Below are 25,400 nucleotides of genomic sequence, written 5' to 3'. Positions count from 1 at the left end.
GTTGGCCGGTCCAGGACGATCGGGACGGCTGCCCTCTGGCTAACTACCGGAGCTTGTCTCAGGCTCGCTTCGCTTGATGGGCGACGCGACGGCGGCACGTGCCGCTTCCTCCCCCGCCTCCGTTTCAACCTGGGGCATGGCAATGGTGAACACCGCGCCGTCCTCGACATTGGCAACGGTGAGCGTGCCGCCATATTCCCGGATGATGCCGAAGCTGACCGACAGGCCGAGGCCGGTCCCCTGCCCGGGCGGCTTGGTGGTGAAGAAGGGCTGGAAAATCTTGCCGATCGCCGCCGCGGGGATGCCCCCGCCATTGTCGCGCACCGTGACGAGAACCCAGGACTGGGCGTCCATCTCGCAGCACTCGATGGCAATGGCGATGCGGCCGGCAAAGTCCGGCTCGTCCTGGCGACGGGCCCGGATGGCATCGCGCGCGTTTAGCACAAGGTTGATCAGCACCTGCTCCAGCTGTTCCTGCCGGCACGGCACCCGCGCGCCGCCGGCGCTGCCGGCGCTGCCGGCGAAGGACAGCTCGATCCCGTCGAGCCGGATTTCCGTGCCGAGAACCTGGAGCGTCCCCTCCACCGCCGTCTCCGCCGAGGAGGGGTCGATGGTGAGCGCGTCCTTTCGCCCGAAGATCCGCATGTGGTCGATGATCGACTTCATCCGCTCGACCTGGCGGATGATGCGTTCGAGCTTCTCGCTGGTATGCTCGCCCGGCAGCCCCTTGCGCAGGCCGGTCATCGCGTTGCTCGCCGCCAGCCGGATGACGCCCAGCGGCTGGTTGATCTCATGGGCGAGGCCGGTCACGAGTTCGCCCAGCGCCGCCATCTTGGACATCTGGTAGAGCTTGTTCTCCTCCATGCGCTTGGCGGTCTCATCAAGCGCGAAGACCACGGTGGCGGGCGGCGCGGAGTCCGCCGGACCGAAACCGTCTTCCGTCGTCGGGCGCAACCGGGTCAGCACCAGCTCCACCTCGAACGCCTCGCCATCGCCGGAAAAATGTTCGATCGCCACAGAGGGGGCATTTCCTTGCGCGACCTGGGCGAGGAATTCGGGCGTTTCCACACGCGCGGCGATCAGCCGGGGCAGGATATCGTCCGTCGCGTCGCCGATGCGGACGGCCCGGCCGTTCTCGACATGCAGCACATGGATGCCCGGCACGCGGCTGATCGCCTGCAGTACCTGCGCCTCGCGTTCTTGAGCGTGTGCCTTCAGCTCCCGCTCGCGATAGGCGCGCTCCAGTCGCGAATGGCGCAGGCCGAACAGCGCCAGTGCCGCCAGGGTAAGGCCGAGCCCGCCGGCGATCCCCCAGATCGCCACATGGAAATCGTGCGATTCGGCCAGGATGGCGCCGCGATCGGCCGCCACCACCACCAGGAAGGGGTAGCGGTCGGAATGCACGGAATAGCCGATCCGGCGCACATCGTCCCAGGCGACGCCGACATAGGGCCCGTTGGCATGGCTGCCAAGTGTCTCGAGGCCCGGGAGAATCGCGGCCGCGTCCATCCCATCCAGCTGACTGGCGGCCGGAACGCTGGCCCGCACCACCCCGTCGAAGCCGACCAGGGCGATCAGTCCCTGGCCCTCCGGCAGCAGCTTCTCATAGAATTCGATAAAGTCGGAAATCTGGTAGGACGCGGCGATGATGCCGCGCAGTTTGCCATCCGGCGCGCGTAGCGCGCGGGTGAACTGGATCGACCAGGTGCCGCTGATTCGCCCCTTGACCGGTTTGCTGATGAAGATCTCACGGTCGGTCGGGTCATCATTCATATGCACCCGGATGTGCTCGCGATCGGCGAGATTGATCCCATTGCCGGGGGGCAGCAGGTTGCTCGCCACCACGGCGCCGCTGGGGTCGACGAAGGTGACCTGGATCACCGAGGCGGGCAGACGGGCGGTGAGCAGGCGGGTGTAGATCTCCTCCGGCGAGGGGTCGTCGGGCAAGGTCGAAAACCCGTCGAGGAAGGACTCGATCGACTCGACCGTGCGCTCCAGATGCGAGGTCAGCGCCAGCGCCAGCTTGCGCGAGGCGGCGACGGCGACGTCGTCCTCATGCTGCTCATGCAGCTGGATGGTGATGAACGCCACCGAGGCCGGCACCAGCAGCGCCAGCAACAGCAACAGGCACAGCAGCACGCGGCGGGAGGCGCCTTGCCAGAGCGCCGCACCTTCCGGGGCTTTTGCTGGCAGGTCACGTTCATCGGGAAAAGGCGTCACCGGCGCCGTCTGCGTGGAAGATTCTGGGGTCATGGCCGCCGCATCGAAAAAGGGCACGTCGCTCCCGCCTTGTCGCGGGCCAGTGTCTTGCGGGCGGGCACGCGGCACCTCGACACTCTTGCAGTCCCCTCTTTCCTAGTCTTCCGGCATTTTGGATGCAATCGGGCGTGCTACTCTAGGTCAAACGTCGCCCTTTGCTGCCGGATCGGACGATAAATCCTTGCAGCAGCTTGCCTCAGCGAGCCGCTCCAAGGCCTACCGTGCCCCCCGCCAGCGCGATCTGATCCAAAATGGATCGATCTCCGCCCCGTCGCTGCCGAAATGGCAGCAATTCGGCAGGCCTCGCGGAGGGGCGCGTGCGATCTTGCCGGCGCTCGGGGGCGAGCAAGGCGCGCGTGCCATTTAGGGAGCGAACGATGTCGATCAGGCTGATCTATGCGCTCGTGCTGACGTTGATGGCCTGTGCGGCACCGAATATGGCGCAAGCGCATGATCTGGCCCTGCGCTGGCTCGGCGAGGATGGGAAGGTCATCGCCCAGAAGACCCTGACCCTTGCCGAACTCGACAACCTGCCCCAGACCCGGATCGAGACCGGGACCCCGTGGACCAAGGGCGCGAACACCTTCACCGGCCCCTCGCTCGGTGTGCTGGCCGCCCTTGGCGGCCGGCCGGTGCGCGAAGCCAAGGTGGTGGCGCTTAACGACTATGTCGCCCCCATTCCGGCCGAGGACTGGAAGGACCATGGCGCGATCCTCACCACCCGGTTCGACGGCGCGACCATGCGGGTGCGCGACAAGGGACCGTTCTGGGTGATGTACCCCATCGATTCCGACCCAGCGCTCCGGCAGCAATATTACCAGTCGCGCATGGTCTGGCAGGTGAAGTCCATTGATTTCATCGCGCAATAAGCGGTCGCTCGGCCTGCTCAAGCTCGGCCTTGTCGTCGCATCCGTTGCGCTCTTCCTCGCAACCGCGCTGGTCTATGTCTCGCAGACACGCCAGCAGGCCTTTCTCACCGCGACCATCCGCTCCTCGGGGTGGGTTGCCTATCAGGCACAGCTGGAATTCGTGAGGGCGCAGGCCGAATTCGCCAAGCTCGCCATCGTCCCGAGCGCGCTGGGCATCGACAAGCTGATGCTTCGCCTCGAAATTCTGCGCTCGCGCCTGCCGCTTCTTTATGATTCCGACGAGGGGCGGGTGCTCAGCGACGTGGTCGACACCCGCGGGCCCACGCAGATTTTCGAGGCGCGGCTGGACCAGATCATCGACGATGTCGCAAGGCTCGACCCTGAAGACGGTGACACCGCCGCGCAGTTGCGAGAGCTGAGCACCGAACTGGAACCGCTCGGCGAGGCCCTCCAGACGATCCTGATGGAATCCGTCGCCTATAATCAGGAGATATTCCGGCGCGAGCGCGCCCTGGCGCAACGGCCCGGCGCCACGCCGCTACTGCTGTTGTTCATCAGCGGGGCCTGCCTTGCCGCCGTGCTCATCCTCCAGTCGCGCCGCGATCGCATCCGCATGGGCGAGATTGTCGAGGCGCAGGCGACCTTGGCGGCGGTGGAGGAGAATCTGCGCGCCGTGATCCAGGCGGTGCCGGCCTGTGTCGTGGTAATCGACCCCGACACCGACCATGTGAGCTTCTTCAACCCCAGCGCCGCCGACCTTGTATCGCCCTCGCTCGACGATCCGGCCTGGCCGCGCTTCGTCAACGCGGTGCGCGTCGCCGCCGGTGAGCCTGACACCAGCCGATGGGGCGCCCTCACCATGGGCTATGCACGCAGCCCCGGCGACATCGTTTCGCTGCGCGGCTCGGTGGGCAGCGTGCTGTGGGAACGGCGCCAGCAGCAGCTCATTGTGCTGGTCGACACCTCGCGGGTGCGCAATGCCGAGCTGCAGGTGATGCAGGCCGCGAAGCTGGCGACGCTGGGCGAAATGGCCACCGCCATCGCCCATGAGCTCAACCAGCCGCTCGCCGTCATCAAGATGGCGGTGGCCAATGCCCGCCGCCTGCTCGATCCGCTGCCCGGCGGCGAGCCGGTGGCCGCCAAGCTGGAGCGCATCTCGGCCCAGGTCGACCGCGCCAAGCGCATCACCGATCAGGTCCGCCGCTATGGCCGGATGCCGACCGAGCAGCTCCTGCCCTTCTCGCTGCGCCACGCGGTGGAACTCGCCGCCGGTTTCGTCGCCGAGCAGTTCCGGGCGGCCAATATCCGGTTGTCGATCGAGACCAGCGCCCCGGCCGAGTTGCTGGTCTTTGGCGAACAGACCATGTTCGAGCAGGTGATCGTCAATCTGCTGATCAATGCCCGCGACGCCTACGAGACGCAGGACGAGGACAGGCCCGAGGCCGCCCACCACGAAGGCGGCGCCGGCGACCGCCAGAGCGGCGCCGGCGAGCGCGAGGTGCAGGTGGCGATCCGGCTGGAGAACGCGCGGGCGGTCGTCCTGGTGCAGGACAATGCCGGCGGCGTGCCGCCCGAGATGCTGGAGCGCCTGTTCGAGCCTTTCGCCACCACCAAACCGACCGAAAAGGGCACCGGGCTCGGCCTGTCGCTGGCCCGTAGCGTGATCCGCGACATGAATGGCACCATCGTGGCGGAGAACAGTGGCGGCGGGGCGCGCTTCGTCATTAACTTGCCGACCTCACACGCCCTCGCCGCGCAGGATGCAGCATGAACGCGACCCGAACCATGCTCATCTGCGACGATGAAGAGGAGCTGGCGAACGAGCTCGGCGAGTATTTCGCCTCGCTGGGCTGGCGCGTCGCACTGTCCGTCACCGCCGAGGATGCCATCGGACTCCTGCACCAGGGGCTGGCGCCGCAGGTGCTCATTACCGACCTGCGCATCGGCGCCGTGGACGGGCGCCAGGTGGTGGCAGAGGCGCGGGCCTTGCCGGAGGCGATCCGTCCGATCCTGATCGTCATCATCACCGGCCATGTGATGCACAATGTGGCGGCGGCGGATTACGACAGCGACTTGCTCTATGTGAAGCCGATCGACCCGAGCGACATGCTCGGCGACATCGACAGCTTCCTCGCCGGCCGGGCGAAAGCCGCGGACTGAGCGCCGCGACAGCGGAGCCGGCACGACCGCAAGCCCGCGCTCACCAAAATGACATCTCCTGTGCAGGGATTTGTCATTTCCCAAAGGTGCCCCTGCGGCACTATCATAGAATGATTGCAGGCGTTGCCGAGTGTGACGTATTTTTCGCCTTGATCCGGCGTGTGGCGGTGTGATGGTGGGTGAAACAGAGCTCGAGCTTCCGCGTGTCCTGCTCGTCGACGACGATCCGGATGTGCTGATCGAACTGAGCGAGGGGCTTGCTTCACTCGGCCTGCCCAGCCTGACTGCCAACACCCCGGTGGAGGCCATTGATCTGGTGCAGCGCAACGAGCAATTGCAGGTAGTCGTCACCGACCTGCAAATGCCGCGCATCGACGGCATCGAACTCCTGCAGAAGCTCGCCCTGATGGGGCGCAAGCGCCCGCTCGCGACCATCATCATCACCGGCCATGCCTCGCTGGACCGGGCGGTGGGCGCATTGCGGCTCAATGCGGTGGATTTCCTGCAGAAGCCGCTGCTGCCGGAAGAGGTCGCGCAGGCGGTGCGCCGCGCCTTCTCGCTGGTCGAGGACAGCCAGAAGGCCGCCAATGGCGCCGCTGCTGGTCTGCTGGTCGCCGCGGAGAAGCCCGTCGTCCGACCGAACTACCTTAAGACGCTGGTGGCGGCCCGCGCCGACCGCGACGCCATCTTCCAGTCCGATCTGTTCTCGGACCCGGCCTGGGACATGCTGCTGGACCTGGCGATGGCGGAAGCGTCCGGCCGGCCCATCTCCGTGACCAGCCTCTGCATCGCCTCGGGCGCGCCGACGACGACGGCGCTGCGGCGCATCGACGAACTGCGCGATGCCGGCCTCATCGAGCGCCGCCCGGACCCAGCCGATCGCCGGCGGATCATTGTCGAGCTCACCGAGAGTGGGCGCCGGCGGATGGAAACGTTCGTCAAGCGCCAGGCCGAGCGCCTCGGCCTTCCGCTCGACTGAGCCGGCAGTCTGCCACCGCCGACCCGGCGCCGTCAGCCGACGAACTGGTAGCCGAGGTAGCGCTTGGCGTCGATCACGTCATAGCCGAGCTTCAGCCGCAGCTTCTTGCGCAGCTTGCTCATATGGCCTTCGACCACGCTCTCGTCGACATCGTCATTGAAGATGCCGTAGATGGTGTTGAAGATCTGCGCCTTCGTCACGCGCCGGCGGGAGTTCTTGACCAGATATTCCAGCATGTGCCGCTCGCGGCGCGGCAGCGCCAGCGCTTCGCCGTCGATCTCGGGATCGCGCCCGTCGAAGAACACCTTGAGCCGGTCTTCGCTGGTGGGGGTCACATTGGAATTCACCCGGCGCCAGATGGCATCGGTGCGCGCCACGATCTCGCGGACATGGACCGGCTTGCGCACCACGTCGTCAATGCCGGCGGTGAACAGTTCCAACGTCTGGGTCAGGCTCTTCTGGTCGCTGAGCGCCAGGATCGGCGCGCTGCTGTGCGAGCGGATCATCTCGGGGTAGGTCGGGCGGCGCTCGAAATCGCCGAGCAGAAAACCCTCCACGGCGGCAATATCATTGCCCGAGGCGCTTTCGATCCAGCCCTTGAACTCGTCTTCATTGACACCGAAACTTGAAAAACCTTCGCGCGAGAAGCTGGAAACATAGCTGTCCGCAACAGTCGCCCGGTCATCGACGATGACATACATGATTGAATTCCCCTGCCTTGGAGCTGCAGTCATGCAATGACGTTTATTGCTGGCTGCGTGTGTCCTTGGGCAAAGGACTATTTTGACGATTATATCCACTCAAGCTGAGTTGCTTCGGCGTTGGATGATGTTTCCCTCCATTCTGGAGGGTATCGGCCCAACCCGCGCTTTGCGCGCGCCCGCGCAGCACAAATGAAACGCCCCCCGGGAGAGCCTGGGGGGCGTGATGTCGAGGTGGTTGGGAGCGGTCAGGCCTCGAAGACAGTGTCGATCTTGCTCTTCAGCGTCTGCGCGTTGAAGGGCTTGACGATGTAGTTGTTCACCCCCGCCTTCTTGGCGGCAATGACGTTTTCCGACTTGGCCTCGGCCGTGACCATGATGAATGGCAGAGCACTGAGATTGCTGTCGTCGCGCACCTGCTTGAGCAGTTCGTAGCCCGTCATCGGCTCCATGTTCCAGTCGGAGATGACGAGCCCGTACTGCCGCTCCTTCAGCTTGGAGAGGGCCTCGACGCCGTCGGAGGCTTCGTCCACGTCCTCAAAGCCGATCTGCTTCAGCAGGTTGCGAATGATTCGGACCATGGTCTTGTAATCGTCGACTACAAGAACCGGCATCGACAAATCCACGGCCATAAAGCGCTCCGTCCTTCGGGTAATAAGATCCACGGACAGCCGCTTGCCGTCCTTTCGTAGGTTCATGTTTGAATTGCATTGCTTGCGCGAAGCTTGCAGGCCCAACTTCGGGGTTATTCTCAGATTTAAAGGTTTAAACTATAAGCAATGATCGAAAATTATTGACGAGCATTGGAGAATATACATGTCGTCAGCGCGGCGGCCGTTCCGAATTGAAGCCAATGAAGGACCTCATACGGTTGGGGGGGGACTGGGCGCCGCGTCGATGTCGGCACAGGGCTCGGTCTCGGCCCAGATCAACCGCGTGCTCGAGGAACTGAACGAACTGCGTGGCGTCATCGCGCGTTTCGACCGCCGCTGCCCCGAAGCCGACCCCGAATGCTCCCGGCATTCGATGCTGATGGACGTGGAAACGATCCGCCAGGCGATCGAGAGCACCAAGAACGAGCTCGCGACGCTGCAGTCGGGCGGCACCAAGGGCGCCCGCTTCAACCGCGCGACCGACGAGCTCGATGCCGTCGTCGCCGATACCGAGACGGCGACCGAGGACATCCTGCAGATGGCCGAGAACATCGACGGCGCGGCGATTTCGCTGATCTCCGAGCTGGAAGGCAGCCAGAAGGTGGCGGCACAGGCGATCCACAGCTACGCCACCCGGATCTTCGAGGCCTGCAATTTCCAGGACATTAGCGGCCAGCGCATCCGCAAGGTGGTTGCTCTCATGATCTTCATCGAGGAGCGGGTGGAGAAAATGTGCAACATCTGGGGCGGCCAGGAGGAAGTCTCGCGCATCGCCGAGTCCATTGTCCCCGAGCGCACCGGCGACGAGGCGCTGCTCAACGGGCCGGCGCTGGCCGACGACGAGAATGTCGTGTCGCAGGACGATATCGACTCCCTGTTCGGCTGAGAGCCTGCCCGAAAAAATCCGTGGGAAACCGTCATCCCGGCCACAGCCGGGAACGGAGAGCCGGATGCATCTGCACGCTGCCGTCGCGATCCGGAAGGGCCAGAGGCCCCTCCGGTTCAACTCCACGACCGATCTGGGAGACGGCGGCGCCGATCCTGGATACGGCAGGGGTGCACAGAATCCCGGACCGCGCCTGGATCATCCGCAAAAGGCCCGCGACTGCGCCGTCCAGCTGCCAAAGCCCGACCGCACCAGGTTGCGAATGACGGCGCAGACATAGCGCTTCTGTGCCGGATCATTATTCGGCCCGGCATTGTAGCGGGCCGCCGCCATCGTCCAGTTGCCATGACGCTGCCGCAGCTCCGCGAGGAAGCGGGCGGCGTAATCGACATTGCGCTCGGGATCGAACATCTCGGCAACGGAAGCAAACTGCTCGCCGTGCCAGCGATGGTTGATCTGCATGCAGCCGAGATCCACCAGCCGCACGCCGTTTGCGTTGAATTCCTTGAGCTTGCGCGCGCCATCGGCCGCGCTGGCGGCGACAAGGCTTTTGCCCGCCGCATTCATCGCCAGAGGTTGCAGCGTGCCGTTGCCGCCGGTCTCGGTTAGGCCGACCGCGTAGAGAATTGCCAGCGGCACGCCGTATTTGGCTGAGGCGCGCGCCATCGCCGCCTCGCAGACGCCGAGCTTGGCCTCCTTGGTGGTGCCTGCCGGCCGCTTCGGCGCCTCGCCCTGCGGTGCGGCCGCAGCATTATAAGTGCTAATCAGCAGCGCCGCTGTCAGCAGCGCGAAATGGCGCTTGTCCATTCTGTTGTCTCTTCCTGCGCGAGTCGGAATCGCCGGGTTGCCCGTCGCGGGGCTCATCCCCGCCCGAGCGATCCCGCTCGGTTGGCGCGAAGGCATCGTCGCCGGTGAGCGGGGCCGGCATTCCGGTCTGGCTGATGGTCAGGTCGAGCGGCCCGGCATCGGCCTCGACCAGTGTGGCGAGCAGGCTCGAACGATCCTGCTCCAGCAGGCGCGCGGTTTCCGCCCGTGCCGCATGAACGTGAATTTCCAGTCCGTTGCGCCCGGTGCGCAGCCGCACTGTCACCAGGCCGAGTTCCAACGGGTTGAGCTGGATCTCCAGAATCCGCACCGGACCACGCGCCGGCATGGTCTCCCCGGCTAGGAAGGTCGCGGGCACGTCGGCACGCACCGCCTCGGCGATGGCGGCGCCAAGCTGCACGGCCGCCGGCGAGGGCGCCGCGCCCGGCAGGGGCGGAACAGTCGAGAGGGTGACGGCCGGTGCCGTGCCGCCCGTTGCGACGGCCGGCGCCTCCCGCTCACCCCGCACCGCGTCCATGCGCTCCGCACCCGCCGTCTGGCGGGACGGCGGCGCGGCCTCCGCCCGGCTCTCGCGTGTCGGCAGCTCCACGGCCGCAACCTTCTCGCTCGCGCCAAGGCGGACAGGCACTGCCAGCGGCGGGCGCGGCGCGATCGGCGGCATGTCGGCCTCGACGGCGATTGCCGGGGCGGGGACTGCGGCCTCGTCGCTGGGCGAGGGAGCGCGGCCGGCGGCCGGCGCCGGACCGCGCAGCGCGGGCTGTTCCGTCGGGAGCATGGCCGCTCTCGGCCGGAGGTCGCGCGGCGTCACCGGAGCGAAATGGGTTTCGCACAACACCACCTTGGCCCCCGCCAGAGGCGCCTCCTCGGGTGCCGTCTCGCCGCGCGTCGCCGCCGTCGCCAGGGGAAGAGGCGACGGCGAAGAGGTGGCCTCCTCCAGCCCCGGCGCGGCGACAGGACCAAGGGCACCGATCATTGCCGCCGACAACACGCAGATGGTGGGGGACAGCGCCATCTCGGCCTCCGGGGCGGCGGGTGGGGATGCTGTCTCGTGCGGTTGCGGCGCCAGACCGCGCAGGGGCACCTCGTCCTCGGCAAGCGAGAGCGAGGCCGGCGCGTCCAGCAATGGGGAAAGGGTGGAGACCGGCGCCGACTGCGGCGGCGCAAGGGTTGAGGCTTGCGCCGACGGCAGCGACACGGGGGTAGCGACCTGCGCCGACGGCGGCGACACAAGGGCGGCGACCTGCGCCGACGGCGGCGGCGCCGGGTTGGAGGTCGGCGCTGGGTTGAAGGTCGGCGTCGTGGCAAGCGGGCGGGCGTTCGCAGGCAAGGCCGCAGGCGTGCGCGCATCCGGCAGCACCGCCGCCCCCTCCCGCCGAGTCAAAGCCATGGCCGGCACGTCCCCATCCGGCGCCGGCCGCACGGTGCCGGAAGCCGGGGGGCGGCTCGCCATGTCCCCGTCATCGAGCACAGGCCGGGCAAGCAGAGCGGCCAGTTCCCCATCGGCGGCCGGGGTTTCCGGCGCCACGGCCGGCAGAGCGCGAGGCAAGGGCGCCGTCTCGGCGGGCATCGCCGCCTGTCCCATCGGGCTCATCGGGACCGCCGGGGCCCTCCGGCCGGTCAGCCCCTGCGGCAGCGCCGCAGCGCCTTCGCCGCTGGCGCGCCCCATCGGCGGCGTGTCCTGAGGCGCGGTCCGCACATCCATCTCGGCGAGGAGGCTGGCGAACGCATCCTGGCTGCCGCCGCGCTCGGGCCGGCCCGACGGCTCGTCGGCCGCGCCGGCCGGGGTGCGGGCGGAGGAAAAGATTACCGAGGTCATAGCGGCGCGTCTCCCAGCAGCTGGTCCACCGAGGCGAGGGCGGCCTGGGCCTTGGCGAGGGTCGCCGGCGGCGGGCCGGTATCCGCGACGGCCGGACTGTCGGTGGCGGCGGGATCGGCGGCGGCGGGATCGGCGGCGGGTGTCGCCCCGCCCCCCTCCTCCGGCGGCGGGATATCGACGGCATGCAGGATCGACGCGGCCACCGTCTGCGCGGCGCCCAGCAGCCTGGCATCGTCGGGGGCGAACCGCTCGCTGGCGACGCTCGCCAGCTCGGTCTGCGCCTCGGCGAAACGCTGGGGCGAGGTGATTGTCGCGGCGGCACGGTAAAGCATGGCCCGGTCGGCTTCCAGGCTGCCGAACACGGCTCCCTTCAGCACAAGTTCCGCCGCCCGTTCCGCCGCCGTCGTCTTGCCCTGGCTGACGGCCGCCTGCGCCACCAGGAGGGCGACCTCGCGCCGGCCGGCCGGTTCGAGCGGTGCGAGCAGGTCGTTGATCCGGTCGAACTCGTCCGGCTTGTCGATGAAGCTCATCCGCGTCAGCGCGGCGGCAAAGCGCTGGCGGAAATTGCCGGCATAGACCGAGTGGCGGAAGCGGGCGAGATAGGTCGCGGTCATCCGCTCGAACGTGCCGAGATCGTCGGCCTGCGCGGCGATGAAGATCGCGCGCCGCAGCGCCGCCTCCTCCACCAGCGTGCCCGGCGCGATCAGGCGGGCCCGCCCGAGCAGCACCGCCGCGCGGGCCGGGTCCCGGCGCACCCAGAGCGCCGCCTGCGCCAAGGCGACCTGGCCGGCCAGGCTGTCGGGCAGGCTGCGCATGTCGATCTCGCCCAACTGCTTCAGCGCCTCGGGCTCGCGGCCTTCAAGATAGGCGAGGCTGCCGCGCAGCAGCCGCTCGTCAATATTGGGCACGGCTGATTTGCCCAGCACCGCGCGCAGCACGCCCGGTCCGCCGCCGCTGAGGGCGAAGATGACAAGGGCGCGGGCATTCTGCGGGTCGTTCCAGACGCTGGCATCGGCCGCCCGGTACAATTGATCGATATGCGCGATCAGCGCATTCTGCGCCGGCAAGGCTCCGGGCACCCCGACCGCCATGCTGTCCTGCAGGCGCTGCAATTCGCGCACCTCGCGATAGAGCGGCGGGGCTGGCGGCAGGACAGGACCTTCCTGCGGCGCCTCTTTCGCTGCCTCTTGCGAAGCCTCCTGCGGTGCCGCTTCGCCCGCTGCCGGCGCGTCCGTGGCGGCCGGCTCCACCGGCTCTTCGCGCGCCTCACCCGGCGCCGCCTCTTCGGCGGCCTGTGCCGGCGCGAAGATCGATACGACAGGCACGCTGAGCAGGCTGAGGGCGCCGGCCACCGGCTGCGAGGGCGTCACGTCGGTTGGCGGCTCGGCCGGGGCGGAGGGCGCCGCCGCGGCAACGGCCTGCGGGGCAGTGGGTGGCGCGGCAAGGGGGGGCGAAGCAACGGTTTGCGAGGCGAGGGCTTGTATCGCATGGGCCTGCATACCGGGCGCCTGCGCGGCGACGGCCTGCGGCACGAACGCCTTCGGAGCGAAGGTCTCCGGAGCGAAGGCTTCCGGAGCGAAGGTGTCCTGCGCGACGGAGGTTCGGACGACGGAGGCCTGGGCAATGGAGGCCTGGGCAATGGAGGTCTGGGCAGCGGAGGTCGGCGCAACGGAGGCCTGGGCAACGGAGGTCTGGGCGCTAACCGGCGCGGTCTCTGGAACGTCGACCAGCCACGGCAGATCGGCCAGCTCCGGCACGATTTCGTCGGCCGGCACGGCCGTCTCCAACGGTGGCGGCGGCACCTTGGGGCTCGCGGCCAAGGCAAGGGGTGCGGCCGCCGGCGCCAGGGCCGGCCGCGCAGGCGGCAAGGGAACGGCGACCGGAACGGAGGCCGGGAGCGCCGAGGCCGGGGCCGCCACGGGCGTGGGCGCGGGCATCGCGTCCGGTGCCGGTGCGCGAGCGGCCGCAGGAACGACAGCCGGAACCGCCGCGGGAATCGCGGGTCGCGGCATGGGGCGCGGCACCGGCTTGGGCACAGCCGCCGACCTCGGCGCGGCGCTCGCGGGGGCCACCATGCGGACCGCCGGGGCGGCGGCGTCCGGCGGCGCGAGGGCGGCGTCGAGCGCCCGCACATCGTCCCACGGGTCCTGCGCAGTGGCGGGAGGCGGGGCGAGCAGCAGCGCGCCCATGACAGCAACCGCGAGAAGGTTCTGCTTCATTGCGCGGGCTCCTGCAGGACGATCTCGATCCGCCGGTTTTCCGCCGCGTTCGGATCGACCGGGTTCTTCAGGTTGCGGTCGGCAAAGCCGACGATCTGCCGGATGCGGCTCTCCTCCAGCCCGCCGCGCACCAGCATGTAGTGGGTGATGTTGGCGCGGGCGGCGGAGAGCTGCCAATTGTCATAGTTCGGCGAGCGGAACGGCCGGCCGTCCGTGTAGCCACGGATCACCACATCGCCCGGCCGGTCCTTCAGCGTCTGGGCGATCCGCGCCATGGCCGCGACGATACGCGCATCCGGCACGGCCGAGCCGATGGGGAACATCGAGAAGTCGATGTCGTCGGTCAGGCTGATGATCGTGCCCTCCCGGGTCTTGCGCACGTCGAGCTGCGGGCCGGTGGCGGCTCCCATGGCGGCGGAAAGATCGGCCTTGATCTGCTGTTCGAGCTGTTCCGTCGCCGTTGCGGCGCTGGCCTGCGGCGTCGCCTCCCCCTTGGCCGCCGCGCTGGAGCTCTCGCCCGGGGGCGGCGGCGGGGTCGGCGGAACAGCGGCGCCTGCGCCGCTCTCGGCGGTGAGGGCGGCGGCTTCCGACGCCGGCACGCCGGAGGGATCGCCGGTGGCGTCCTCCACGGCGGGGTTCGGCGTGTCGCGCACGGCGCCGGCATCGGGACGCCTGCCCTGCGGGGCGCCGATGCCGGCAGTGCCGGGGGCCGTGGCCTGCGCCTTGCGGGTGGACGTCATCTGCCAGTAGACCGGGTCGAACGGGTCGCGATTGGCGTCGCCGCTGCCGGTGCCGGGCTCGCTGCTGATGCCGAGCGGCGCATCGGGCGAGGTCGGCGTGCCGGGCGGGGCATCGGCGATGATCTCCGCCAGCACCGCATAGGGGTCCTGGAACAGCGCCGCCTCGCGCGGGCCCTGCTGCACATCCTCGCCCGGGCCGGTGTTCTCGCCGACCGTGTCCTTCAGCGTGGACATCTGGTCGCCATCGGCCGAGGTGCCGGCATCCTTGATATCCTCGGGGTCGTTCAGTCCCTTGCGCTCGGTCACGCTGTCGGCGAGGTTGACCGGATTGAAGTAATTGGCAATCGCCTTGCGCACGTCCTTATCGGTGACGTTGATCAGCCACATGATCAGGAAGAAGGCCATCATCGCGGTCATGAAGTCGGCATGCGCGACCTTCCAGGCGCTGGAATGATGCTCGTGCTCATCTTCCTCGTAGCGCTTGATGATGATCATTTCTTGGTGTTCGGGTCCGGCCATCGTCGCTTACTCCCGCGCTAGGTCGAGACGCTCGGCCCAGGCGCGGAGCTGTGTTTCAAAGGTGGTCGTCCCGGCGGTGACGACGATCTCGCTGCCCGCGCCGGCCTCGAAACACACCGGGGTGCGCGGATCGATCCGCGCCTGCAGGCCCTCGACGAGGTCGGCGGGGCCGGTGACACGCAGCAATGGCGTCGTGCCGTCGGCGAGCGCGCGGGTGATCGCCGACGCCATGTCGGTGAGCACGCGCTCGCGCAGGGCGGCGGACAGAAACGGCCCGATCACCCGGCCGAGGCGCGCGGAGAGATCTTCGCCCAGCCGCTCGAACCCTTCGGCGACCGCGCGCGCCAGCGGCTCGCCCTCGGCCTCGGCCCAATCCGCGCGGGCCTGCGCCAGTCGCTCCTGCGCCAGCGCCGCGTCCTCGGCCCGCTGCTGGTCGAAGCGTGCCTGCGCCGCCGCTTCGCCGGCCAGCCGGCCGGCCTCCTCGGCCTCAAGCAGCATCGCGTTGACGTCGAGAGCCGGGGCGGCGGAGACAGGGGGCGCGACCGTCGCGCGCGCCGTCGTCGCGGCTCCGGGCGGCGACGACGCCAGCAGGGCGTGGCCGGCCTCTGCCGGGCCGAGCACGGGCCATGTCGGCGTGCGAGCGGCGGCGGTTGAAAAGTCCGGGAGATGGCTGATCAGCGCCCGCATCATATGCGCGCTTCCTGCTGCAGCCACTGCCGCAGGATGGCGGCGGCCTGCTCCTCATCGAAGTCGATGATCTGCTCCAGTCGCTTCTGCGGCGAGCGGTTCATCTTGCTGGTGAGATCCTCGATCAGGCTGACCGGCTCCGTCACCCCGGGCGGCATCACGCTGCCGTCGGGGCCGGTCAGTTCGCCCACCGCGCCGCCGGGGCCGGAAAGCATGCTGGTCTCGATCAGTTCCGCGTCGTCGGGCCGGGCGACGATCGCCCGGACGGCGGGGCGCAGTCCGAACCAGATCAGCAGCACGGCGACGATCAGGATGGTGGCGGCGTTCACCAGCGTGCCGGCCTGGCGCATCAGCACCTCCGACCAGGGCAGCGCCGGAATGGCATCGAGTTCGCCATTGCCATCGGCGAAGCCGACCGCCGAGACTTTCAACTTGTCGCCACGCTCCTTGTCGAAGCCGGCGGCGGCGGCGGCGAGCTGCTCGATCTCGTAGATCTGCGTCTCCAGCGGAACGGCCGCATCGGCACCGGCATCGGCATCGGCCGGCGGCGCCAGGCGTGCCCGGTTGACCAGGATGGCGATCGACAGGTTCTGCACCGTGAAGCCCTCGCGCACCGTCTCGGTGCTGCGCGAGGAAATCTCGAAATTGGTCAGTTCCTCGCGGCGGCTGTTCTCCTCATTGGAGGCGACGCCGGCATCGCCGCCGGCATCCTGGGCGGGGATGTTCTGCTGCACGCCGGCGGCGGCCTGCTTGGCGCGGTTCTGCGAGGTGCCGGTCTCCTTGACCACGCGCACCGAGCGCTCGGTCTTGGAGCCGGGATCATAGGTCGTCTCATTGGTGGTGACGCGGTCGATATCGAGGCGCGAGGTCACGCTGATCTGGAAATTGTCGATGCCGAGATAGGGCGTCAGCGCCCGGCGGATCTTCGCCTCGGTCTCCCGGTTCATCTGGTCCTGCAGCATCGCCTTCTTGCCGGAGGAGGCATTGGCCGGGTCGTCGCCGGAGGCGAGGATGGCGCCTTCGGTGTTCAGAACGGTAACGGCGTCGATCTTCATGCCCGGCAGGGCAGCGGCGACGAGATGGCGGATCGCTTCGGCCGAGGAGCCATCCACCGCACTCTCGGTACGGATCACCACCGAGGCGGAGGCGCTCTGCTGGTCCTTGCGGAAGGAGCTGCGGTCGGGCAGCACGATGTGCACCCGCGCCGCTTTGATCCCCTTCATGGTCTGAATGGTGCGGGCCAGCTCGCCTTCGAGCGCGCGCACCTTCGTCACCTCCTGCATGAAGGAGGTGAGGCCGAGCGAATTCACCTCGTTGAACAGCTCATAGCCAGAGCTCGAACTTTGCGGCAGGCCCTTCTCGGCCAGCTGCATGCGCGCCCGCGCGGTGTCGGCGGGAGCGACCAGCACCGCCGTGCCGTCGGAGTTCACGTCAAAGGAAATGCCGGCATCCTTCAGTGCCCCGCCAATACGGGTCACGTCCTCGCGGCTGAGATTGGCGTAGAGCGTTTCGCTGGTCGGGCGGCTGAGGAAGAAGGCGCCGAGGCCGATGGCCGCCAGGACCGCCAGCCCGATCATCGCCAGCGCGACCAGGCGGCGGGCGCCGAGCTGCCGCAGATTGCCAAGAAGCATATCGAGCTGCTGGCTTGCGAACATCTGGCATCCCGCTCCCTAGAATCCGACATGCCCTTTGCGCGGGCCGCGCGGGGTCGGCCTGAGAGGACAGGACCGTTCCGCCGGAGGGAGAGTGCGGTGGCGAGCTTGCCTGAGCGTTGCGCGGGCGGCCGCGGGAAAAAAGAAGGCCACGCTTCCGGGGGAGAAGCGTGGCCAAGGGCGCCGTAGAATACGGCGGCGGGGTAGGCGGAACCGGGCGCGAGCCCGGTAGGATCAGCCGCGGAACAGGCTGAGCACGCTCTGCGAGCTGGAATTGGCGATACCAAGCGACTGAACGGCGAGCTGCTGCTGGGTCTGCAGCGCCTTCAGCTTGGTCGACTCCTCTTCCATGTTCGCATCGACGAGCGCGCCGATCGCGCGGTTGTTGGCGTCCTGCAACGCCTGGACGAAGTTGGTCTGCGATTCGATGCGGCTGGCAGTCGAGCCGAGGCTCGTCGACGCATCGGTCAGGTCGGTCAGGGCGGCATCGACGATCGAGGTGTAGTTCGCGATCTGGTCGAGGTCGTCCTGGCTGGAGGTCAGCCCGGAGATGTCGATATCCATGATGGAGCTGACCGTGGCCGTGCCGTTGGCAGTGGCCGCGACGCGGGACTTGTCGAGGATACCGAGGCTGTCGGTACCGGACGCATCCAGCGAGTTGGACAGGGCCAGCACGGCGCCGTCGAGGGCGGTGGTCTTCGCCGTATCGGCGGTCGCGATGGCGGCATCGCGGGTGTTGGTGGCCGTCGCATAGGCGGCGTCACGGGCTGCAACGGCCGCGGCATCCATGGCGCTGCCGGCGAACGTGGTATCGGCAGTGCCGATCGCCGTGTCGTAGGCAGTGGTCGCCGCAGTGCTGGCGGTGGTGTAGGCCGTTTCCGCCGTGGTCTTCGCGGTGGCGTAGGTCGCCGACGAGGTGGTCACCGCCGCGTCAACGGCCGTATGCACCGTGGCGTTCTTGTCCAGCAGCTTGAAGGTGCTGGTGTCGATGTCGATCGTGTCGACCTGCACCGAATCGCCAGTGCGGGAGAACGAGGCGACAACCGCCTTGGTGGCATTGTAGTTGGCTTCGCTCGAATCCACCGACAGCCAGTTGCTGCCGGAAATGACCGTGCTCTCGGCGTTGTTCTTCAGAGCGCTGAGCAGGCTGCCGATTTCGGTCTGAAGCTTGGCACGGTCGGCATCCGGAGAGGCGGCCGTGATCAGCTTTTCCTTGACCTTCTGCAGCGCGTTGCGAACCGTGTCGAGACCGGTATTGACGGTATCGACGGAAGACTTCGCGAGGCCGAGCGAGTCCTTCACCGCGCCGAGCGCGCCGTTGTCGGAGCGGGTCGTCGTGGCGATCGACCAGTAAGCCGCGTTGTCCGACGCCGAGTTGACGCGCAGGCCGGTAGAGACGCGGTTATTGGTCTGGTCGAGGTTCGAGTTAATGGTCCGCAGGGTCTGCAGGGCGACCATGGAGGACGTGTTGGTCATCAGGCTGGTCATAGGAAATGTCCCTTGAGTTGGTGTGAGTTTTTTCACGGGACATACCGGGCTTACACCGGCATGGCAGAGGCGGCATCATGCCTTTGATGATCGCGCCCTAGGGCGTTCGATCCGCGTGCCGGCCCGACCGGGGCCGGCAATCAATCTGCCATGCACACACCCTCGCATCGCTTGCTTGCGCGAGGCTTGCATCCGGCGCGAGACCCGCCGGACTTGATACAAGTAGCCGGCAAAACGCCTGCGGGGCGGCCCGCTCGCGCGCACCGCCCCGCATGATCGCTAAAGGAAAGTTATCAGTAGAAGGAGCGCACAAGCCCGCCCACCAGAAGATTCCAGCCGTCGATCAGAATAAAGAACAGGATCTTGAACGGCAGGGCGATGACAACAGGTGGCATCATCATCATGCCCATCGACATGACCAACGTCGCCACGATCATGTCGATGATCAGGAAGGGCAGCATGATCAGGAAGCCGATCTCGAAGCCGCGCCGCAGCTCGGAGATCATGAAGGCCGGGATGAGGATGCGCAGCGACACCTTCTCCTCGTTCTCCGCCGGGGCCTGGCCGTTGGCGGCGGCGAGGTCGGCGAAGGTCTGCAGGTCCTTCGGGCGCACCTGCGACATCATGAAGTCGTGGAACGGCGCGGCGACGCGCGCCAGCGCCTCCTCCTCGGAGATCTTGTTCTCGGTCAGCGGCTGGATGCCCTGCTGCCAGGCCCGATCGAAGGTCGGGCCCATGACATAGAAGGTCATGAACAGCGCCAGCGAGATCAGCACCAGATTGGCCGGCGTCGATTGCAGGCCGAGACCCGAGCGCAGGAAGGACAGCGCGATGACGATGCGCGTGAAGCAGGTGACGGTGATCAGCAGGCCCGGCGCCACCGACAGCACGGTCAGCAGCGCGATCATCTGCACGATGCGCCCGCTCGCGGCCGCGCCGCCGGACTGCTGGAGCAGATCAGTCAGCGCCGGCACCGACTGGGCGAAGGCTGGGGCGGCGAACAGGCCGCCGGCGAGGAAGGCGGCGGCGGCAAGGCCAGCCGCCAGGGGAAGGCGGGAGCGCGCGCTCATTGCACCACCAGCGTCTCGATGACGAGCTCGTCGATGTGGCCCTCGGTGCGCAGCCGGGCCCGCTCGTCCAGGTCCTCGCGCAGGTGCAGCAGGCCGCTCGCCCCTTCCAGCTGGCTGAGCGACAGGGTGCGCAGATAGCCCATAATGTCGTCGCGGATCTGCGCGGCGGCGATCTTCGGGTCAGCCAGCGCCCCGTTCTTGAAGATGATCGACGCCTCGATGCGGATGAAGGTCTTCGAGGGCGCGGCCAGATTGGCGACGATCGGCTTCAGCGGCTCCATCACCGTGTCGGTGCTGGCATAGCGCAGTGGCGGGGAATCGGGCTCGGGCGGCTTTTCCTTGGCCTTCTCGCTCACCACCTTCTCGACGCTGGAGGCGAGCTGGATGCCGAGCCCGGCGCCCGTGCCGGCGGCAAGCAGAGTGAGGATGGCGAGCGGCAGGATCAGCCCGCCGCCCTTCTTGTCGTCGCTTTTGCCGCTCTTGTCGGCCGGCAGTTCTTTCGAGGCCATGGTCGCGCGCCTCAGAACGGAGCCACGACGTCATAGATGCGCTGGCCCCAGGCGGGCTGCTGCACATCCATGAGCCGGCCGCGTCCACCGTAGGAAATCCGGGCCTCGGCGATCTTGTCGTAGGAGATCAGGTTGCGGCCCGAAATATCGAGCGGGTTGACCATGCCGGCGACGTTGAGCACGCGCACCTCGTAATTGACGAGGATTTCCTGTGAGCCGCTGATCATGAGATTGCCATTGGGCATCACCTCGGTGACGACGGCGGCGACCTGGAGCTGGAGCTTCTCGGAACGGTCGATCGAGCCCTTGCCCTTGGCGGCGGTGTCGGAATTCATGGTGAGATCGCCCGTGGCCGAGCCGGCCGCGCCGCTCCAGCCGAAGCCTTCGGCGGCGACGGCGACATCGAGTCCGGCCTGCTGCGCCGATTTGCGCGAGCGGTCGGTCTGGTTGTCGAACTGCGCCTTGTCGTTCATGGCGATGGTGACCGTCACCACGTCGCCGACCTTGCTGGCGCGGATGCTGCGGTAGAGGCTCTGCGTGCCCTGGTCCCAGGTCGAGGCGAAGCTGCGGGTCGGCGGCGGCGGAAACGCCATCGGAATCGGGTCGGTCCGCTGGGTGATGCCCGAGCCGACCGGCGTCAGGCTCGGCCCGAAGGCCAGGCTGTCATAGGTCTTCTGGCAACCGCCAAGGGCAAGCGCGAGCAGCGGCAGGGCGAGCGGCAAAGGCAGCCGTCGGGTGAGCGTCGGGCGGGTGCGTGTCACGATGATTTTCCATCCGGTGCCGTGCGCCTGGCGATGCCCACCATCACGCCGGTGAGCCGGGCGGCGCGGGCCGGCTCCATCTCGTTGAGGATCGCGCTGGCAACGCGGGAATTGAGCTTGGCGAGGATGGCCGCGGCGGGATCATCGTTCATGATGGTGAGCTGCGCGGCGGCCGCGTCGGGCCGCATCTGCGAGATCACGGCGATCACCGCGCTATCGGCCTTGTTGAGGAAATCCTCGCGCCGCGTGAGCCACTTCTCATATTCGGCGCGCTTGGCCTCCAGCGCCGCGATCCGCTCCTCGATCTCCTTCTCCAGGGCGGCAAGCGCCTCCTTCTGGCGGGCGAAACGGGCGTCCCGCACCGCATCGATCATGCCCTGGCAATATTGGTCGGCATTGTCGCCACGGGGCGCGGCGGGCGCCGGGCGCCTGGCAACCGGGCGGGCTTCGGCCGCGTCGGCGGCAGGCGCCGACGGCGCCGTCTCGGCGCGCAGGCTCAGCACGCCGAGAAAGGTGGTGCCCAGGGTGAGCGCCACGATGACCGACGCCTTCACCGCGCGTTCGCTCCAGTCGCGGCGCGGCGCCGGCGAACGCAGGACCGGAGGTGGCTGGCGCGCGGTTTCCTCGTCCTCCTCGTCCTCTCCCTTGGGCTCGCTGTCGCGCGCGGCAAAGCAGAGAGCGGCGGAGAGCAGGCCGAGCAGGCCGCCCACCGTAAGGGCCGCCAGATGCGAGAAGACCAGTATCATGCTCATGCGGGAAATCCCCCGGGCCGGTGGCGCCTGCGGAGCGCCGATTACTGGATGACGAGCTCGGCCTGCAGGGCACCGGCTGTCTTGATCGCCTGAAGGACGGAGATGATGTCCGTGGGCCTCATTCCCATACGGTTCAGACCTTGCACGAGGGTGTCGAGATCGGGACCGCGCACCACCGAGAGGTAGCCGCCATCCTGCTCGACCTGCACCTCGGTGTTGGGCACCACCACCGTCTCGCCATAGGAGAAGGGGGCGGGCTGGGAGACCTGCGGCGTCTCGGTGACGCGCACGGTCAGGTTGCCCTGGGTGACGGCGACGGTGGAAATCTTGACGTTGCGCCCGATCACCACCGTGCCGGAGCGCTGGTCGACGACCACGCGGGCCGGGGCGTCGGTCTCCACCGCCAGATCGCCGACCATGGCGAGAAAGCGGGCGGCACTGATGCGCGGGGGGCGCTGCACCACAACCGAGCGCTGGTCGCGCGCCATCGCGATCGGCCGCACCGGGCCGCCGATCTTGCCATTGTCGGTCGTGATATTGCCGAACCGCGCATTGATCACGTCGGCCACGCGGGCGGCGGTGGCGAAATCGGGATTGCTGAGTTCCAGCACGTAATGCGGCAGTTCCGCCAGCTCCCCGGGCGCCGGCTTTTCCACCAGCGCGCCATTGGGAATGCGCGCGGCGGTCGGCACGCCCTGGGTCACGCTCTCGGCCTCGCCGGCGGCGGTGTAGCCGGTAACGGCGAGCTGACCCTGGGCGACCGCGTAGGTCTGGCCATCGGCGCTGTTGAGCGGGGTGATGAGCAGCGTGCCGCCCTTGAGCGAGGTCGCGTCGCCCATCGAAGCGACGTTGACGTCGATGCGCCCGCCGACCCCGGCAAAGGACGGCAGATTGGCGGTGACCGCCACCGCCGCGACATTGCGCGAGCGCAGCGGCACGCCGCGCGTGCTGATCCCCAGCCGGTCGAGCATGGACTGCATGGCCTGCTCGGTGAACGGCGAGTTGCGCAGCGTGTCGCCCGTGCCCTGCAGGCCGATGACGAGGCCATAGCCGATGAGCTGGTTGTCGCGCACGCCCTGCACGCTGGAAATATCCTTGATGCGGTTCGCCGCCTCGCCGCTCGGCGCCAGCGCCAGCAGCATCACGAAGGCGCCGAAACCACGCCCGACGATCCCGCGCCCGAGAAGACCGCGCCGTGCCATCCCGCCCTTCATTGCACGCTCACCTTGACCGAGCCGTCGGCCTGCACCACGCCGGCGACGATCTTGCCGCTATCGGCGTTCTTGAGCTTCACTAGGGCGCCGAGCACGCCCGATTCCAGCGGCACGCCGAGCGCGCGAATGCTGAGCCCTTCGTGCTCGAAGCGCAGCTCGGTGGCGACGCCGCGGGTGACGAGCTGCGCCTCGGCGACGGCGGAGACCGGGATGGTGTTGCCCGCCACCAGCAGGCGGCGCGCCACCTTGCCGACGAGCTGTCCCTGATTGACCGCCACCGGATGCTGACTGGCCGTTGCGGCCGGGAAGACGCGTTCGTCCAGCATGCTGGCGGTGATCGTCTCCCCCGGCGCGATATTGGTCGCGGCAACCGGCAGGCTGATCTGCGCCGGCGCGGCGACCACCGCGGGCGGCGCGGCCGGGACCGGCGCCGGCACCGGCGCGGGGGCGGCGCTCGACACCGTGTCGGCGATCGGCCGCTGGCGGGCAGCGGACGGCGCCTGCGCCAGCAGCGGCGCGCACGAAAGGGCAAGGGCGAGAGCCGCCCCCGGCAGCAGCCGAAGCATGGAAGATGTCCTTTCTAGCGGATGCCCTTGGCAACCGTCGCCGCCATCTCGTCGGCCGCCTGGATCACCTTGGAGTTCATCTCATAGGCGCGCTGCGCCGAGATCAGCTCGGTGATCTCCTTGACCGGGTCCACATTGGACCCTTCGAGATAGCCCTGGTGGATCTTGCCGAAGCCGGCATCGCCCGCCACGCCGGTCACAGGCTGGCCCGAGGCGGCGGTCTCGCGATAGAGATTATTGCCGATCGGCTCCAGGCCGCCATCATTGGCGAAATTGGCGAGGCCGAGTTGGCCGAGCAGCTGCGGATCAGGCTGGCCCGGCGTCTTGGCGTAGACGTTGCCGGTCTCGTTGATGACGATCTCGGTGACGTCATTGGGAAAGGTGATCGCCGGCTGCACGACATAGCCGTCATTGGTGACGAGCTCGCCATTGGGCCCCTTACTGAACGAGCCGGCCCGCGTATAGAGCGTCTCGCCGGTCGGGCCGGTGATCTGGAACCAGCCGCGCCCGTTGATCGCCATGTCGAGCGGATTGCCGGTCTGGGCGAGCGGCCCCTGCATATGCAGGTTGCGCACGCCCACCGTCCGCACGCCGAGGCCGACGAGCGCGCCATCGGGAATCGGCAGGCCGCCATCGACATTGGGCACGCCCTGGGCGCGCTCGGCCTGGTAGAGCAGGTCGGAGAACTCAGCCCGGGCGCGCTTGAAGCCGGTCGTGTTGATGTTCGCGATATTGTTCGCGATCACCTCGACATTGGTCTGTTGCGCGCTCATGCCGGTGGCGGCGATGGCCAGTGCTTTCATGTCGAATTCCCTGGGGCATTTTCGAGCGGCGGGAAGACCCGTTCGCGTGAAGAAAATGCGTCAAAACAAGAGGCTGGAGCCCTTTCGCCGAGCCGGGACCCGGCGAAGAGGCTCTAGATCGCCATGCGCGAGATTTCCTGATAGGCGGCGACGACCTTGTCGCGCACCGCCAGCGCCGTCTGCAGCGTCTGCTCCGCTGCCATGATGGACTGCACCACATGCTGCACGGAGGCCTTGCCTTGCAGGCCGGTGATAGAGGCGGATTCCGCCCCCTTCAACGACGTGACCGCCTGGCCGGAAATGTCGGCCAGCATGTCGGCGAAGCCGACGCCGGCGGTCGGACGAACCGCCGATGCGGCAGCGGAAGCGCCGGTCGAGGCGGTGGAGCCGGGTCCGCGCAGGGCGGAGAGGGAGTTGAGCGCGTCCATCATCAGCCGGCCCTCAACAGGTCGATGGTCATGGAGATCATCGAGCGTGCCTGCTTCATCATCTGGAGATTGGCGGAATAGGAGCGGCCGGCCTCGCGCAGGTCGGCCATCTCGACCAGCACATTCACATTCGGCAGCATGACGTTGCCCTCGGCATCGGCCGCCGGGTTGCCCGGATCGTGCTCGACCGCGAAGGGGGTGTTCTGGTCGAGCCCGATGGCGCGGACGGTGACGCCCGGCCCTGCCCCCACCCCGTCCGGGCCGGCCAGATGCACGGTCTTGCGCCGATAGGGCTCGGCGCCGGGGGTGTCGCCGGTCGAGCGGGCATTGGCGATGTTTTCCGACACCACCCGCATGCGGGTGGACTGGGCCTGCATGCCGGAGCTGGCGATGGTGGAGATTGATCTCAGTTGATCGATCATCAGGCGTTCCTCACACTGGCAAGCACCATGCGGTGAAAGGCGCGCACGACGCTCGTGTTCAAGGTAAAGGCCCCGCTCGTTTCGGCGGCCTTCACCATCTGCTGGTCAAGGCTCACCGTGTTGCCGGACTCGGAAACTTCCCAGCTGTCGGCATCGCTGACCTTGGCGCTGGCCGCCTCCGACGCACCGAGGGCGAGATGGCCCGAGGACGTTCGCATCGGGGTCAGATGCGTGCTGTCGAGCACCTTGGCAAAGGGTTCGACATCCGCCGCCCGATAGGCCGGCGTATTGGCATTGGCGATGTTCGCGGCGATCGTCGCCTGCCGTACCGACGCCCAGTCGGCATGGCGGGAGGCGAGATCGAACAGGAAAATCTTGTCCACGGGGGTCTCCGCATTCCGATGGGCGGACCTTAGGACCAG

General features: G+C 68.0%; 25 protein-coding genes. 5 read left to right on the top strand and 20 right to left on the bottom strand.

The features are described from left to right. Positions 1–39: 39 nt before the first annotated feature. Positions 40–2,253 (bottom strand): ATP-binding protein, encoded by a 2,214-nt coding sequence (locus BLO63_RS18480; RefSeq protein ID WP_091443952.1) that lies wholly within the window; start codon positions 2,251–2,253, stop codon positions 40–42. 383 nt (positions 2,254–2,636) lie between these two features. On the opposite strand from BLO63_RS18480, the gene BLO63_RS18475 reads away from it, so the two are divergent. From BLO63_RS18475 to BLO63_RS18460, 4 genes are all read left to right on the top strand, one after another. Further along, on the top strand, positions 2,637–3,128 hold the full coding sequence (locus BLO63_RS18475; protein ID WP_091443716.1) for a putative pterin-binding protein: 492 nt from the start codon (positions 2,637–2,639) through the stop codon (positions 3,126–3,128). Then, entirely contained in the window at positions 3,109–4,899 is a 1,791-nt protein-coding gene (locus BLO63_RS18470) for a sensor histidine kinase (RefSeq protein WP_091443713.1), read from the top strand. The genes BLO63_RS18475 and BLO63_RS18470 overlap by 20 nt, the downstream gene beginning before the upstream one ends. After that, complete coding sequence (locus tag BLO63_RS18465) at positions 4,896–5,288, top strand: response regulator (RefSeq protein WP_162841840.1); 393 nt, start codon at positions 4,896–4,898, stop codon at positions 5,286–5,288. The genes BLO63_RS18470 and BLO63_RS18465 overlap by 4 nt, the downstream gene beginning before the upstream one ends. 172 nt (positions 5,289–5,460) lie before the next feature. After that, the gene (locus tag BLO63_RS18460; RefSeq protein WP_091443710.1) at positions 5,461–6,267 is read left to right on the top strand and encodes a response regulator; all 807 of its coding nucleotides are present in this window, start codon (positions 5,461–5,463) and stop codon (positions 6,265–6,267) included. A gap of 32 nt (positions 6,268–6,299) precedes the next feature. Here BLO63_RS18460 and BLO63_RS18455 read toward each other — a convergent pair whose 3' ends face one another. Both BLO63_RS18455 and BLO63_RS18450 read right to left on the bottom strand, forming a co-directional pair. Then, complete coding sequence (locus BLO63_RS18455; protein ID WP_091443707.1) at positions 6,300–6,968, bottom strand: response regulator transcription factor; 669 nt, start codon at positions 6,966–6,968, stop codon at positions 6,300–6,302. Positions 6,969–7,216: 248 nt separating this feature from the next. Beyond that, a complete protein-coding gene (locus tag BLO63_RS18450; RefSeq protein WP_091443704.1) occupies positions 7,217–7,600 on the bottom strand; it encodes a response regulator in 384 nt (127 codons plus the stop codon). Positions 7,601–7,865: 265 nt separating this feature from the next. On the opposite strand from BLO63_RS18450, the gene BLO63_RS18445 reads away from it, so the two are divergent. After that, positions 7,866–8,507: a protein phosphatase CheZ gene (locus BLO63_RS18445; protein ID WP_091443702.1), complete on the top strand. Its 642-nt coding sequence runs from the start codon at positions 7,866–7,868 to the stop codon at positions 8,505–8,507. Between the two features lie 198 nt (positions 8,508–8,705). Here BLO63_RS18445 and BLO63_RS18440 read toward each other — a convergent pair whose 3' ends face one another. The 17 genes from BLO63_RS18440 to flgB form a co-directional block, all read right to left on the bottom strand. Continuing rightward, positions 8,706–9,314: a lytic transglycosylase domain-containing protein gene (locus BLO63_RS18440; protein WP_091443699.1), complete on the bottom strand. Its 609-nt coding sequence runs from the start codon at positions 9,312–9,314 to the stop codon at positions 8,706–8,708. After that, the gene (gene fliK / locus BLO63_RS20995; RefSeq protein WP_143007083.1) at positions 9,268–11,148 is read right to left on the bottom strand and encodes a flagellar hook-length control protein FliK; all 1,881 of its coding nucleotides are present in this window, start codon (positions 11,146–11,148) and stop codon (positions 9,268–9,270) included. Before fliK ends, BLO63_RS18440 begins: the two co-directional genes overlap by 47 nt. Then, positions 11,145–13,367, bottom strand: a complete 2,223-nt coding sequence (locus BLO63_RS18425; RefSeq protein ID WP_244517961.1) for a hypothetical protein — start codon at positions 13,365–13,367, stop codon at positions 11,145–11,147. Before BLO63_RS18425 ends, fliK begins: the two co-directional genes overlap by 4 nt. Continuing rightward, positions 13,364–14,626 carry a MotB family protein gene (locus BLO63_RS18420; RefSeq protein WP_091443690.1) on the bottom strand — a complete coding sequence of 421 codons (1,263 nt, stop codon included), beginning with the start codon at positions 14,624–14,626 and terminating at the stop codon, positions 13,364–13,366. The genes BLO63_RS18425 and BLO63_RS18420 overlap by 4 nt, the downstream gene beginning before the upstream one ends. A gap of 6 nt (positions 14,627–14,632) precedes the next feature. Continuing rightward, on the bottom strand, positions 14,633–15,316 hold the full coding sequence (locus BLO63_RS18415) for a hypothetical protein (protein WP_244517959.1): 684 nt from the start codon (positions 15,314–15,316) through the stop codon (positions 14,633–14,635). Further along, a complete protein-coding gene (fliF, locus tag BLO63_RS18410) occupies positions 15,313–16,968 on the bottom strand; it encodes a flagellar basal-body MS-ring/collar protein FliF (RefSeq protein WP_091443688.1) in 1,656 nt (551 codons plus the stop codon). Before fliF ends, BLO63_RS18415 begins: the two co-directional genes overlap by 4 nt. A 231-nt stretch (positions 16,969–17,199) precedes the next feature. After that, positions 17,200–18,453: a flagellin N-terminal helical domain-containing protein gene (locus BLO63_RS21460; RefSeq protein WP_091443686.1), complete on the bottom strand. Its 1,254-nt coding sequence runs from the start codon at positions 18,451–18,453 to the stop codon at positions 17,200–17,202. Between the two features lie 293 nt (positions 18,454–18,746). Further along, entirely contained in the window at positions 18,747–19,523 is a 777-nt protein-coding gene (gene fliP, locus BLO63_RS18400) for a flagellar type III secretion system pore protein FliP (RefSeq protein WP_091443684.1), read from the bottom strand. Beyond that, a complete protein-coding gene (locus BLO63_RS18395; RefSeq protein WP_091443682.1) occupies positions 19,520–20,032 on the bottom strand; it encodes a flagellar basal body-associated FliL family protein in 513 nt (170 codons plus the stop codon). Before BLO63_RS18395 ends, fliP begins: the two co-directional genes overlap by 4 nt. Before the next feature lie 11 nt (positions 20,033–20,043). Beyond that, entirely contained in the window at positions 20,044–20,793 is a 750-nt protein-coding gene (gene flgH / locus BLO63_RS18390) for a flagellar basal body L-ring protein FlgH (protein WP_244517958.1), read from the bottom strand. Further along, complete coding sequence (locus BLO63_RS18385; RefSeq protein WP_091443680.1) at positions 20,790–21,545, bottom strand: MotE family protein; 756 nt, start codon at positions 21,543–21,545, stop codon at positions 20,790–20,792. Before BLO63_RS18385 ends, flgH begins: the two co-directional genes overlap by 4 nt. A gap of 41 nt (positions 21,546–21,586) precedes the next feature. Further along, a complete protein-coding gene (gene flgI / locus BLO63_RS18380; protein ID WP_091443678.1) occupies positions 21,587–22,747 on the bottom strand; it encodes a flagellar basal body P-ring protein FlgI in 1,161 nt (386 codons plus the stop codon). A gap of 8 nt (positions 22,748–22,755) precedes the next feature. Next, on the bottom strand, positions 22,756–23,325 hold the full coding sequence (flgA, locus tag BLO63_RS18375) for a flagellar basal body P-ring formation chaperone FlgA (protein ID WP_091443676.1): 570 nt from the start codon (positions 23,323–23,325) through the stop codon (positions 22,756–22,758). A 14-nt stretch (positions 23,326–23,339) separates the two neighbouring features. Beyond that, positions 23,340–24,128, bottom strand: coding sequence for a flagellar basal-body rod protein FlgG (flgG, locus tag BLO63_RS18370; RefSeq protein WP_091443673.1), 789 nt, complete (start codon positions 24,126–24,128; stop codon positions 23,340–23,342). Positions 24,129–24,241: 113 nt separating this feature from the next. Continuing rightward, positions 24,242–24,559 carry a flagellar hook-basal body complex protein FliE gene (gene fliE, locus BLO63_RS18365; RefSeq protein WP_091443672.1) on the bottom strand — a complete coding sequence of 106 codons (318 nt, stop codon included), beginning with the start codon at positions 24,557–24,559 and terminating at the stop codon, positions 24,242–24,244. Further along, positions 24,559–24,978, bottom strand: coding sequence for a flagellar basal body rod protein FlgC (flgC, locus tag BLO63_RS18360; protein ID WP_091443670.1), 420 nt, complete (start codon positions 24,976–24,978; stop codon positions 24,559–24,561). The genes fliE and flgC overlap by 1 nt, the downstream gene beginning before the upstream one ends. Then, on the bottom strand, positions 24,978–25,361 hold the full coding sequence (gene flgB / locus BLO63_RS18355; protein ID WP_091443669.1) for a flagellar basal body rod protein FlgB: 384 nt from the start codon (positions 25,359–25,361) through the stop codon (positions 24,978–24,980). Before flgB ends, flgC begins: the two co-directional genes overlap by 1 nt. Between the last annotated feature and the right edge of the window lie 39 nt (positions 25,362–25,400).

The sequence above is a fragment of the Ancylobacter rudongensis genome (assembly GCF_900100155.1).
GTDB classification, from domain to species: domain Bacteria; phylum Pseudomonadota; class Alphaproteobacteria; order Rhizobiales; family Xanthobacteraceae; genus Ancylobacter; species Ancylobacter rudongensis.
Note: the sequence above shows the minus strand (reverse complement) of the source record. Positions and strands in the feature narration are given on the sequence as shown.